Here is a 12,401-nt window from a genome sequence, read left to right as displayed (position 1 = left end):
TCTGGGCTCGTTCCTACACCGGAAACCTGACCGCAACAAGGTTTCCCCTCCGATGTTTTCTGGGTTGTGACCGTACGGCCGGAGCGAGGGATATCGGATGTGCGAGCGAAACAGCCCCGGGAGAGAATCGCTGACATTTCGGCATATATCCAGGTCACAGATCGGACTACCCGCCCTCAAAGTCTTGACATGAACGGGAACGCGTTTCAGCATCTCGATCGAGACATCCGATGTATGACCGAAGGATGCGGTGTGAAGCTGCTGCGAGTAGGACCTGTCGGACAGGAGAAGCCGGTGGTGAAGGATGCCGCCGGCAACCTGCGCGACATCGGAGCGCCCGAGATCGACGGGGCTTTCCTCGCTTCCGGGGGACGGCAGCGGCAGACAGTGGGCCGGGCGTGAGCCGCCGAATCGTGGCGCTTTCGACCCACGACATCCGCTTTCCCACGTCACGCGAGCTCGACGGCTCCGACGCGATGAACCCCGACCCCGACTACTCCGCCGCGTACGTGGTGCTGCGGACCGGCGACGGCGTCGAGGGGCACGGCTTCGCGTTCACGATCGGCCGCGGCAACGACGTGCAGACCGCCGCCATCAGGGCGCTGGAGCAGTACGTCATCGGGCGGGACACCGAGGACATCGGCGCGCTGTACAAGGAGATGGTCTACGACTCCCAGCTCCGCTGGCTCGGCCCGGAGAAGGGCGTCATGCACATGGCGATCTCCGCCGTGGTCAACGCCCTCTGGGACCTCCGGGCCCGGCTGGAGGGCAAGCCGTTGTGGCTGCTGCTCGGCGAGCTGCCGCCGGAGCGGATCGTCGACCTCGTCGACTTCCGCTACCTCAGCGACGCCCTCACCCCTGAGGAGGCCCTGGAGATCCTGCGCAGGGCCGAACCGGGCAGGCGCCAGCGGATCGCCCACCTGCGGGAGCACGGCTACCCGGCGTACACCACCTCCCCCGGCTGGCTCGGCTACGACGACGACAAGCTCAGGACGCGGTGCGAGGAGGCGCTCGACCAGGGCTTCAGGCAGATCAAGCTGAAGGTCGGCGCCAACCTCGACGACGACGTCCGCAGGTTCCGAGTCGCCCGCGAGGTGTGCGGCGACGACTTCCCGATCGCGATCGACGCCAACCAGCGCTGGGACGTCGACACGGCCGTCGCCTGGGTCAACGCGCTGAAGGAGTTCCGCCCACACTGGGTCGAGGAGCCGACCAGCCCCGACGACGTGCTCGGCCACGCGGCCATCGCGCGCGGCATCGCGCCGATCCCCGTCGCGACCGGCGAGCACGTGCAGAACAGGATCGTCTTCAAGCAGCTCCTCCAGACCGGGGCCATCTCCTACCTGCAGCTCGACTCGGCCAGGGTCGGCGGCGTGAACGAGAACATCGCGATCCTGCTGCTCGCCGCCAAGTTCGGCGTACCGGTCTGCCCGCACGCCGGCGGGGTCGGGCTGTGCGAGCTGGTCCAGCACCTGTCGATGTTCGACTACGTCGCGGTGAGCGGATCGATGGAGAACCGCATCATCGAGTACGTCGACCATCTGCACGAGCACTTCACCGATCCGGTCGTCATCGAGAACGGCTGCTACACCGCTCCGGCCTCGCCCGGGTTCAGCGCCCGGATGCGTCCGGAATCGATCGCCGCGTACAGCTTCCCCGGCGGCGCGGTCTGGAGGGAGTCATGACGCTCTCCACCACCGGCACGGTCCTCGCGGCCGACGGCGGCATGCACGGCCTCCGGCTCAGACCGGCCAGCTGAAACACCCCCCACCCCCTGAGGAAACAGAGGCAAACGATGCGGTTCGGCCCCGTGGTCGCAGGAGCGGCCCTCTTGACGATCATCACCGCGTGCGGCTCCACCACCGAGGACGCCGCCACGACCGGCGGCAGCGGCAGCGCCGGCGGCACGGCCTCGGGCGGGAAGGTCGGCATCGACCTCCCCCGCGCGGACTCCGACTTCTGGAACTCCTACAGCAAGTACGTCCCGCAGATGGCGGCCGAGCTCTCGGTCGACCTGATGAACCCGACGAACTCGCAGAACGACGTGGCCAAGTTGGTCGCCAACACCCAGGCGCTGGTCAGCCAGGGCGCCAAGGTGATCGTCATGGCTCCGCAGGACACCGGGGCCATCGCCTCGACCCTCCAGCAGCTGGAGAACAAGAAGATCCCGGTCGTCTCCGTGGACACCCGCCCCGACAAGGGCAACGTCTACATGGTCGTACGCGCCGACAACAAGGCGTACGGCACCAAGGCGTGCGAGTTCCTCGGCGAGAAGCTCGGCGGCAAGGGCAAGGTCGTCCAGCTCATGGGCGCGCTCAGCTCGATCAACGGCCGGGACCGGGCCGAGGCGTTCCGCGAGTGCATGAAGGCGAAGTTCCCCGGGATCACGGTCTTCGACGAGCCGACCGAGTGGGAGGGCAGCAAGGCGGCGTCCATGCTGCAGACCCGCCTGGAGCAGAACCCCGACATCAAGGGCGTTTACCTGCACGCGGGCGGCGTCCACCTGGCCCCGACGCTGCAGGTGCTGAAGGCCAAGGGCCTGCTGGTCCAGCCGGACGACCCCAAGCACGTGTTCGTCGTGTCCAACGACGGCATCCCGCAGGAGTTCGACGCGATCCGCAAGGGCGAGATCGACGCCACGGTCTCCCAGCCCGCCGACCTGTACGCGAAGTACGCGCTCTTCTACGCCAAGGCCGCGGCCGAGGGCAAGGCGTTCCAGCCCGGCCCGACCGACCACGACAGCACGATCATCTCGCTGCCGAACGGCCTCGAGGACCAGCTTCCCGCTCCGCTGGTCACCAAGGAGAACGTGGACGACAAGAACCTCTGGGGCAACCAGGTCCAATGAGCGTTCACGTCGAAGCCAGGAACGTCACCAAGCGGTTCGGGCCCACGGTCGCGCTCAACGGCGCGGGCATCTCCATCACCGAGGGCGAGACGCACGCGCTCATCGGCAGGAACGGCGCGGGCAAGTCCACGCTGGTGTCGATCCTGACCGGGCTCCAGGCTCCGGACGAGGGCGAGGTGCTGTTCTCGGGAGAGGCGGCGCCCGCCCTCGCCGACCGGGACGCGTGGCGGCGGCGGGTCGCCTGCGTCTACCAGAAGTCGACCATCATCCCCGCGCTGACCGTCGCGGAGAACCTCTTTCTCAACCGCCACCAGACGTCCGGCCGGCTCATCCAGTGGGGTGCGCTGCGGCGGAACGCCCGCGAGGTCCTCGAACGGTACGGCGTGGACGTGGACGCCGGGGCTCTCGCCGGAGACCTCGACGTCGAGCAGCGGCAGCTCGTCGAGATCGCCCGCGCGCTGTCGTTCGGCGCGCGGTTCATCATCCTGGACGAGCCGACCGCCCAGCTCGACGGCCCGGCCATCGAGCGGCTCTTCGAGCGGATGCGGGCTCTGCGCGAGCAGGGCGTGACCATGATGTACATCTCCCATCACCTGGACGAGGTGTACGAGATCTGCCAGAGCGTCACGGTCTTCCGCGACGCCCGGCACGTCGTCACCAAGCCGGTGTCCGAGCTGCCGCACGACGAGCTGGTCGCCGCGATGACCGGTGAGGCCACCACGGACTACCAGGCCAGGTCCCGCACGCCCGGTGCCGCGGTCGCGATCTCCGCGAGCGGGCTGTCCCTGCGGGACCGGTACCAGGACGTGTCGCTGGAGGTCCGCGTGGGAGAGCTGGTGGGGCTGGCCGGGTCGGGCAGCAGCGGCAAGGTCGGCCTGGCCGAGACCCTGGTCGGGCTGCGCAGAGCCGACGCCGGCACGGTCGTCATCAATGGGACCGCCGTCAAGCCGGGGGATGTGCCGTCCGCGCTCAGGGCGGGGCTCGGGTTCGTCCCCCAGGACCGGCACCGCGAGGGGTTCGTCCCGCTGCTGTCGATCGCCGAGAACGCGACCCTGCCGATCGCGCACAAGCTCGGCCGGTTCGGCACCGTGTTCCCGTCCAGGCGGCGGGCGCGAGCCGTACAGATGATCGAGGACCTGGACATCAAGACCGAGGGGCCGGACCAGCCCGTCGGCGACCTGTCCGGCGGCAACGCGCAGAAGGTCGTGCTCGCCAGGGCGCTGTCCGACTCGCCCGCCGCGCTGGTCGTGATCAACCCCACCGCCGGGGTGGACGTCAAGGCGAAGCAGTCGTTACTCGGCGCCGTCGAGGACGCGGTCGAGCGGGGCGCCGGTGCCGTACTGGTCTCCGACGAGCTCGACGACCTGCGGATCTGTGACCGGGTGCTGGTGATGTTCCACGGGAGGGTGGTCAAGGACGTGCCGCGCGGCTGGTCCGACCACGAGCTCGTGACCGCGATGGAAGGCATGGAAGAGTGAGCGCAGCGACCCCCTCGACGACACCTCCGACGACCCCTTCGACGGCGGCGGCACCGTCCGCGGGGCGCGCCCGCGCGGGTGGAGGACTGCGGCTCGGCCGCTTCAGGGACCTGACGCTGGTGCCGGTCATCGTCGTCCTGCTCGTCGTGGGCGCGCTCGTGGACCCGGTGTTCCTCACCGTGGGCAACCTCACGAACGTGCTCCAGCAGCAGTCCGCGCTGGCCCTGGTCGTGCTGGCGGAGGCGATGATCCTCATCGCGGGCAAGTTCGACCTGTCGCTGGAGTCGACCGTCGGCATGGCGCCCGCCATCACCGTGCTGGTGATCCCGGCCAGCGCTGGGCAAGGGGCGGGGAACACGGGGCTGCTCGCGATCCCGCTATGCCTGCTGATCGGAGCCGCGATCGGCGCGTTCAACGGCTTCCTGATCCTCAAGTTCCAGCTCTCGGCGTTCGTCGTCACGCTGGCGATGTTGATCGTCGTCCACGGCCTGCACCTCGGGCTGACCGGCGGCAAGAGCCTGTTCGAGCTGCCGGAGTCGATCATCTATCTGGGCGGCGCCACCTGGCTCGGCGTCCCCGCGTCGATCTGGATCGCGGGTGCCCTGTTCGCGGCGGGCATCGTCGGCCTCGGCTACTTCAGGGCCGGCCGCGCGCTCTACGCCATCGGCGGCAACGCCGACGCCGCGCGGGCGGCGGGCATCCGGGTGGACCGGGTGGTGTGGACGGTGTTCATCATCGGCGGCACGCTCGCCGCGCTCGCGGGCGTCCTCGAGACCGGCCGTCTCGGTGGCATCAGCGCCAACCAGGGCGTCGGCTGGATCTTCATGGTGTTCGCCGCGGCCGTCATCGGCGGCGTCAGCATGGACGGCGGCAAGGGCACCATCCTCGGGGCGCTCACCGGTGTCCTGGTCATCGGCCTGGTCGAGAACGTCCTCACCCTCAAGGGCGTGCCCGGCGAGTGGAAGCAGCTCGTCTACGGCGGCATCATCCTCGTCGCTCTCATGATCAGTCGGGTCGCCGGCGGGAAGGCGCAGGACTGATGTCAGGCCCGGATCCGGACCCCCACCAAGCGCGATAGCCGGAATTCCCCGAATTTCCACCAGTTTTCGCAGTTAATGCCGGTTGAGTATGACCTTTCATGTAGTAAACGACAGCCGTTGAGGCGGCGTCCTCCTCGTGTGGGGCCCGACAGGTTCTGGTTCCGTCCTCGGGGAGGAATGTCCGTTGCCCGCATGGCCGAACGTCAGCCGCGCCGACGACCGCCGTCTGCTGGAGGCACTGCGGCGCGGTGACTCGGAGGCGCCCGCCGGGCTCTACGACGCGTACGCCGACCGGCTGGCCGACTACGCCCACTCCGTGCTCGGCGACCAGGACCGGGCCGCACGGGCCGTACACCAGGCGCTCGTCGCCGCGCGGGCGAGCGCGCGGCGGCTGAAGGACCCGGCGCGCTTTCGCGCCTGGCTGTACGCGCTCGTCCGGTTCCAGTGCGCGGCTCGGCAGCAGGGCAGGGCGGCGCCCGTCGCGGTGCTCGACGACCCGGCGGACCCCGGGACCGCGGCGGTGGTGCGCGACGCGCTCGCCGATCTCGGGTCGGGCGAGCGCGAGATCCTCCACCTGTCCGTACGGCACGGCCTGACGCCCGCCGAGGTGGGATCGATCCTCGGGTTGACGTCGCGGCAGGCCACGGCGCGGCTGGCCCGGGCCAGGGAGCGCATGGAGAACGCCGCGGCGGCGGTCGTCCTGGCCGAAAGGGGGCGGGCACACTGCCCCGACCTGTCGGCGCTGGTCGAGTCCGGTACCGACGGCTCCCCCGGGCCGCTGTTGCGCAAGCGCCTGATCAGGCACATCGGCGGATGCGAGGTGTGCACCGAGGGCCGGCGCAGGCACGTGTCCGCAGACCACCTGCTCGACGCGATCCCGATCGCCTTTCCCCCGCTGTGTCCTGGGACGGTGGTGAAACGTCAAAAACGGACACGGACTCGGCGTCCGACGCATCGTCCGACTCGGCGTCCGGCTAACGGTCGGCACAGCGGTCGGCACAGCGGTCGGCACAGCGGTCGGCACAGCGGTCGGCACAGCATCCGGCGCGGTGGTCGGCACAGCATCCGGCGCGGTGGTCGGCACGGCATCGGTACGTCGTCCGGTGTGGCCTCCGATGTCGCCGGTAATAGGAGGACAAATGTGGCTAACGGTTATGGCAGGGCAAATTTCCCGATTGTCAGTTCTGACGGGTTGAGCATTCCCCCCGACGCCAGCGCCGCACTCAAATTCGATTAGCGCAAAAGTTGACCATTCAATTAACGCTTGTCGACATTTGGGATAAGATCCCCATTCCGGTGGGGCCGGGTAAACCGGGGGCCGAGGTAATGCGTCGCCATTGACGGACGCCTGTTGTGATTGGTCCCATAAATGGGCCCGCCAGCCGCGTCACAGTGACCTCTACCAGCCGGGAGACCAGGAGAAATGGGTAGGAATAATCGGACCATTCCGGTCGCCGTCCTCGGCGTGGCCTGCGCAGTTGGAGCTGTGCTCGCACTGGCCGACGTCGAGACGCCCATCCGGGTGATCCTCACCCCGATGTTCCTGTTCGTGGTTCCCGGAGCGGCGGTCGTCGGACTGTTGCGGGATCGTGACCCCCTCTCGGCACTTACGGTGGGCGCGGCCGCGAGTCTGGCTGTCAACGTCGTGCTCGCGGAAGCCATGGTGCTTTTCGACGCCTGGTCCCCCCGTGCCGGGGTGGCGACCGTCGGAATACTGAGCTTCTTCTTGTTGGTCATCCGGTTGCTGTACCGAGGAAACGCACCAGCCGAACGGGGGACGGGCACGAGGTGAAGACCATTCCGAAGCGGGCCGTACGACCGCTGGAATCGCTGGGATCGTTCCGCCCGCCGAACCCGCCGAACCCGCCGAACCCGTCGAATCCACCGAATCCGCACCGGAGCCGCCGAACCCGGTGAACACGCTCAATCCGCTGGAACCGCTGGAACCGCTGCCGCACGCCCTCGCCCGGCACCAGCGGGAGCCGCACCGCCAGTCCCTGCCCGTAAGACCGGGGTGGAACTCGCCATTCCATCCAGTCGCGCCGGTCCGTCGGGGTCTCCGCTCATGACAGACCGCCCGGAAGGACATCCCGCCATCATGAGTCCTGAGCACAGCGCCGCCTCCCCGTTCGCCGCCCTGCGCCCGCTGCCGACTGGCGGCCGCTTCACTCCTCTGGGGCCCCACCTGGCCATCGCCCCCACGGTGAGCGTCGTCGTCCCCGCGATGAACGAGGCGGAGAACCTCCCGCACGTGTTCGCCACGCTGCCCTCCTGGATCCACGAGGTCGTGCTGGTCGACGGCCATTCGACCGACGACACCATCGCGGTCGCCCGGCGGCTGCGGCCGGGACTGCGCGTGATCCGCCAGCGCGGGCGGGGCAAGGGGAACGCGCTCGCCGAGGGCTTCGCGGCCTGTACGGGCGAGATCATCGTGATGATCGACGCGGACGGGTCGACCGACGGCCGCGAGATCATCCAGTTCGTGAGCGCGCTGGTGAGCGGAGCCGATTTCGCCAAGGGGTCCCGCTACATCCCCGGAGGCGGGAGCGACGACCTCACGTTCACCCGCAGGCTGGGCAACACGCTGCTGCGCAGGCTGGTCAACCGCATCTACCGCACGCGCTACACGGACCTGTGCTACGGCTACAACGCCTTCTGGGCCCGCCACCTGCCGACGCTCGACCTCGACTGCGAGGGGTTCGAGGTCGAGACGCTGATGAACATCCGCGCGGCGCGGGCCGGCCTGCGCGTCCACGAGGTGCCGAGCCACGAGCGCTGCCGCCTCCACGGGGAGAGCAACCTGAACGCGGTGCGGGACGGCCTGCGCGTCCTGCGGACGATCCTCAGGGAGCGGCGGCGGCCCGCCGTACGGCCACACGCGCCGGCGCACGCCAAGGCAGCCGGCCAGACAGCCAACCAAGCCGCCAACCAGGGCGCGGCATGACGGCTCCCGCGACGCCACGGATCTCGGTCGTCATCTGCGTCTACACCGAGGAGCGCTGGGACGACATCAGGGCGGCGGTCGAGTCGGTCCGCCGCCAGCGCCGCGCACCGTACGAGCTGATCCTCGTGGTCGACCACAACATCGACCTGCATCTCAGGCTCACGACCGAGTACCCCGACGCCGTCGTGGTGGAGAACACCCACGAGCGCGGGCTGTCCGGCGGCAAGAACACCGGGGTGGAGGCCGCGCGCGGCGACGTCGTCGCCTTCCTCGACGACGACGCGGTCGCCGACCCCGGCTGGCTGGCCGCGTTCGAGCCCGGCTTCGCCGACCCGGCCGTGGCCGGCATCGGGGGGCTGACCCGGCCGCTGTGGGCCGCGGGCGGGCGTCCCCGGTGGTTCCCCGAGGAGTTCGACTGGACGATCGGCTGCACCTACCGCGGCATGCCCGTGGAGCGTGCCCCGATCCGCAACGTGATGGGCGGCAACGCCGCGTTCCGCAAGGAGGTCGTCGGCGCGGTCGGCGGGTTCAGCACGGGCATCGGACGCAACGTGCAGGGGCGCAGGAGCCGCCCGCTGGGCTGTGAGGAGACCGAGTTCTGCATCCGGCTCTCGCAGCGGCGGCCGGGGTCCGTGCTGCTGTTCGAGCCCCGCGCGGACATCGGGCACAAGGTCTCCGCCGAGCGGGCGCGGTTCGCCTACTTCCGGTCCCGCTGCTACGCCGAGGGCCTGTCCAAGGCGATCGTCACGAAGAGCGTGGGCGTGGGCGACGGGCTCTCCAGCGAACGCGACTACACCTTCAGGACGCTCCCCCTCGGTGTGCTGCGCGGCCTGGGCGACGCCGTACGCGGTGACCTCGCGGGCCTGGGCCGCGCGGCCGCGATCCTGATCGGACTGGCCTGGACGGCCTGGGGTTACCTGGTCGGCGGCCTGCGCGTGCGGACCCGCTCATGACGAGAGTTCCCATCCTGATGTACCACTCGGTGACGGACCGGCCCACGGCCGAGACCCGGCCGCTGGCCGTACGCCCGGGAGCCTTCGCCGAGCAGCTCGGATACCTGCGGGACGCGGGGTTCACGCCGCTCACGGTGGCCGACCTGGCGGCGGCGCTGCACGGCACGGGATCGGGGGTGCCCGACCGGCCCGTGGTGATCACCTTCGACGACGGGTACGCCGACTTCCACGAGGAGGCGCTGCCCGTGCTCGACCGGCTGGGCTTCCCGTCCACGGTCTTCCTCACCAGCGGCTGGGTGGCGGACGCCGGTTCCGAGGCCGCGGGCCGGCCGCTCGGCCGGATGCTGTCGTGGAGCCAGGCCCGCGAGGCGGCCGAGCACGGCGTGGAGATCGCCGGGCACAGCCACAGCCACCCGCAGCTCGACCAGATCAATGATCACGAGCTGCGTCAGGAACTTCGCCGCAACAAAGCGCTGCTGGAAGACCGGATCGGCCGCCCGGTGACCACGATGGCCTACCCGTACGGCTATTCGAGCGCCCGGGTGCGCCGCGAGGTGCGCGGGGTGGGCTACCGGGCGGCCTGCGCGGTGGGCAACGCGATCGCCGCCGACCGGCACGACCTGCTGGCCATCCCCCGGCTCACGGTGGGCCCGGCCACCACGATGGCCAGGTTCTCGCTGGCCGTGGAGGGCCGCGGGGTCCCCCTCGTCTACCTCAAGGAGCGCACGCTGACCAAGGGATACGCCGTGGTCCGCCGCGCGAGGTACGGCCTGCGCAAGATTGCCACTCGCCAGTAACAATCACGCGTCACGAGGTGTCAGCTCCGCCGCATAAGGGGAAAAACCAGGGCGATCGAGGATTGAGGGGGCACAGTGGCCCACGCATGGATGCCCGGCGCCAGCCGAATTCCCGCTCCCGAGGACTCCGGCCCCATGATCGGCGGAGTTCCGAGGGCCGTCTGGTTCATCTGGCCGACCGACCCTCTCGCGGTCTCGGCCAAGTCCGCCGCCCAACGCATGATCCAGCTCGGGTGCCCGGTCCACCTGGTCTGGAACCCCGTGACCGGAGAGATCGCCCAGTCTCTTCCCCCCACTCGCGCGGCCCGCGGACTGCCGGGCGACCGGGGACGTGAAGGACGGGTGTGCGTGCAGATCCGCGTGCTCGGCTCGGTGGAGCGGCCCTTCACCGACGGAAAGCTCGACGGCTTGGACGACATCCTGACCTGGCTGGACTCCTGGCGGGTGCCCAGGCGCTGGCCGGCCGGTCCTCCCCTGCCCGCGCCGCACTCGCTCACGGCCGAGCGCAGCCGCCGTCTCTGGGCGCGCGGCGGCCACTACGGCCACTCGCAGGTGCCGGGGACCGTCGAGGGCGACCCCGGCGGCATCGACGTGCACCGGATCACCGGCGAGAGCATGCCCGCGTTCGAGCTGCCCCGCCCGCGCGAGGAGTTCCGCCTGCTGGAACGGGTTATCTAGAACGCTCCCTGGTCACCCGCGACCAGTTCGCGGATGACGGCGCAGCCGCGCCTGACCCCGGAGAGCGAGGCGGAGCCGTACCCCAGGACGAGACCGTGGACCCGGACCGGCCCGTGGTGGTGGCGAGCGGTGGTGTCGAGCAGCACGCCCCGCGCCCGCGCCTGCTCCACCAGCGGGCCGACCGTGTCCGCCGGCAGCTCGACGAGGACGTGCAGGCCGGCGGTGTCGCCCTTCACGAGCGGTCCGAGGATCTCGACGACGGCCGCCCGGCGCCGCGCGTACTCCAGTCGCATCCTGCGCAGGTGCCGGTCCAGGTCGCCGCGCTGGAGCAGGGTCACGACCGCCCTCTGCAGCGGGCCGGAGGTGCGGTCGCCGAGCAGCTCCCGGCGCGCGACGATCTCCGCGAGCAGCTCCGGCGCGGCCACCAGCCAGCCGAGCCCCACGTCGGGGCTCAGCGACTTGGACAGGGTGCCGAGCAGCACGACCCGTGAGGGATCGAGGCCGTAGAGCGCGGGCAGCGGCGCGACGTCATAGCGGAACTCGGCGTCGTAGTCGTCCTCCACGATGATCGCGCCGGTGCGGCGTGCCCAGGCGAGGAGCCGCTCCCGCCGGGTGACGGGCAGCCGCCCGCCGAGCGGGAACTGGTGGGCCGGGGTCGTGTAGAGGACGTCCAGGTCGTCGGGCAGCTCCTCCACGATCACGCCCTGGTCGTCCACGGGGCAGGGGACGATCTCGGCTCCCCGCGCCCGCAGAACGTTCCTGGCCACCCGGTAACCGGGCTCCTCCACGCCCGCCCGGGCCCCGGGCGCGAGGAAGGTCGTGGCGAAGAGATCGAGCCCGTGCGCGGTGCCCCGGGTGACCAGCACGCTCTCCGGCCCGGCCGGTACGGCTCGCGCCCTGCGGAGGTGGTCGGCGAGCAGGGCGCGGAGGTCGGGATGCCCCCGGCAGTCCAGGGTGTCGCCGGGTGGCTCGTCTCCCGCGCGGCGCCAGGCCCGCCGCCAGGCGGCGGCGTCGTGGCCGGACGCCCACGGCCGTCCGGGCCGCAGGTCCACCACGTCCGCCGCCGGACGTGCCGGATCGACCGGCCCGCCCAGGACTTCCTGCCCTGGCTGGACTCCCTGCCCTGGCAGGCCTCCCCGCCCTGGCAGGCCTCCCCGCCCTGGCAGGCCTCCCCGCCCTGGCAGGCCTCCCTGCCCTGGCAGGCCTCCCTGCCCTGGCGCGACTGCCTGCCCTGGTAGGGCTCCCTGCCCGCCCATGCCTGCCGGATCGGCCATGCCTCCCGGCACGCCCCGTCCAGCTGCCACCCCGACCAAATCCGGAAATATCGTGATGTCCGCGACGTACGTACCGGATCCGCGCCTGCCGTCGAGCCAGCCCTCGGCGTAGAGCTGCTGGTAGGCGTCGGTCACGACGGTACGGCTGACACCGAGCAGCGCGGCCAGCGCGCGACTTGAGGGCAGCCGCTCCCCCGCCCGCAGCGCCCCACCGCGCATGGCGTCGCGGAGCTGGTCGGCCACCTGTACGGCGAGCGCCGCGGGAGCGAGTCGGTCCACCACCAGCGGCAGGTCGATGTGCGCCCGCGAAGCCCGCGAAGCTCGCGAAGCCGGCAAAGTGGTCCCCCGTTCAGGTGAGGAAGTGGCCATGTTCAGCGGTCCACTCGGCT

The 12,401-nt window shown here is 70.6% G+C and carries 12 protein-coding genes; 11 read left to right on the top strand and 1 reads right to left on the bottom strand.

The features are described 5' to 3' along the window. Nucleotides 1-252 precede the first annotated feature (252 nt). From QSK17_RS13935 to QSK17_RS13885, 11 genes are all read left to right on the top strand, one after another. Entirely contained in the window at nt 253-402 is a 150-nt protein-coding gene (locus tag QSK17_RS13935; protein ID WP_285705110.1) for a hypothetical protein, read from the top strand. Further along, nucleotides 399-1,685, top strand: a complete 1,287-nt coding sequence (locus tag QSK17_RS13930) for an enolase C-terminal domain-like protein (protein ID WP_285705109.1) — start codon at nt 399-401, stop codon at nt 1,683-1,685. The genes QSK17_RS13935 and QSK17_RS13930 overlap by 4 nt, the downstream gene beginning before the upstream one ends. A gap of 146 nt (nt 1,686-1,831) precedes the next feature. Beyond that, nucleotides 1,832-2,848, top strand: a complete 1,017-nt coding sequence (locus QSK17_RS13925) for a sugar ABC transporter substrate-binding protein (RefSeq protein WP_285705108.1) — start codon at nt 1,832-1,834, stop codon at nt 2,846-2,848. After that, complete coding sequence (locus tag QSK17_RS13920; protein ID WP_285705107.1) at nt 2,845-4,326, top strand: sugar ABC transporter ATP-binding protein; 1,482 nt, start codon at nt 2,845-2,847, stop codon at nt 4,324-4,326. Before QSK17_RS13925 ends, QSK17_RS13920 begins: the two co-directional genes overlap by 4 nt. Further along, nucleotides 4,323-5,366 (top strand): ABC transporter permease, encoded by a 1,044-nt coding sequence (locus QSK17_RS13915; protein WP_285705106.1) that lies wholly within the window; start codon nt 4,323-4,325, stop codon nt 5,364-5,366. The genes QSK17_RS13920 and QSK17_RS13915 overlap by 4 nt, the downstream gene beginning before the upstream one ends. A gap of 184 nt (nt 5,367-5,550) precedes the next feature. Further along, nucleotides 5,551-6,603, top strand: a complete 1,053-nt coding sequence (locus tag QSK17_RS13910) for an RNA polymerase sigma factor (protein WP_285705105.1) — start codon at nt 5,551-5,553, stop codon at nt 6,601-6,603. A 186-nt stretch (nt 6,604-6,789) separates the two neighbouring features. Continuing rightward, entirely contained in the window at nt 6,790-7,158 is a 369-nt protein-coding gene (locus tag QSK17_RS13905) for a hypothetical protein (protein WP_285705104.1), read from the top strand. 306 nt (nt 7,159-7,464) lie between these two features. Continuing rightward, the gene (locus QSK17_RS13900; RefSeq protein WP_285705103.1) at nt 7,465-8,310 is read left to right on the top strand and encodes a glycosyltransferase family 2 protein; all 846 of its coding nucleotides are present in this window, start codon (nt 7,465-7,467) and stop codon (nt 8,308-8,310) included. Beyond that, the gene (locus QSK17_RS13895) at nt 8,307-9,263 is read left to right on the top strand and encodes a glycosyltransferase family 2 protein (RefSeq protein ID WP_285705102.1); all 957 of its coding nucleotides are present in this window, start codon (nt 8,307-8,309) and stop codon (nt 9,261-9,263) included. Before QSK17_RS13900 ends, QSK17_RS13895 begins: the two co-directional genes overlap by 4 nt. Beyond that, nucleotides 9,260-10,060, top strand: coding sequence for a polysaccharide deacetylase family protein (locus QSK17_RS13890; protein WP_285705101.1), 801 nt, complete (start codon nt 9,260-9,262; stop codon nt 10,058-10,060). The genes QSK17_RS13895 and QSK17_RS13890 overlap by 4 nt, the downstream gene beginning before the upstream one ends. A gap of 135 nt (nt 10,061-10,195) precedes the next feature. Continuing rightward, nucleotides 10,196-10,738, top strand: a complete 543-nt coding sequence (locus tag QSK17_RS13885) for a hypothetical protein (protein WP_285705100.1) — start codon at nt 10,196-10,198, stop codon at nt 10,736-10,738. Here the strand turns inward: QSK17_RS13885 and QSK17_RS13880 are convergent. Further along, nucleotides 10,735-12,381 (bottom strand): aminotransferase-like domain-containing protein, encoded by a 1,647-nt coding sequence (locus QSK17_RS13880; RefSeq protein WP_285705099.1) that lies wholly within the window; start codon nt 12,379-12,381, stop codon nt 10,735-10,737. The two genes, QSK17_RS13885 and QSK17_RS13880, sit on opposite strands and share 4 nt — an antisense overlap. Nucleotides 12,382-12,401 lie beyond the last annotated feature (20 nt).

This window comes from Microtetraspora sp. NBRC 16547 (assembly GCF_030268965.1).
Taxonomy (GTDB): domain Bacteria; phylum Actinomycetota; class Actinomycetes; order Streptosporangiales; family Streptosporangiaceae; genus Microtetraspora.
This window is presented reverse-complemented; position numbering and strand designations above follow the sequence as displayed.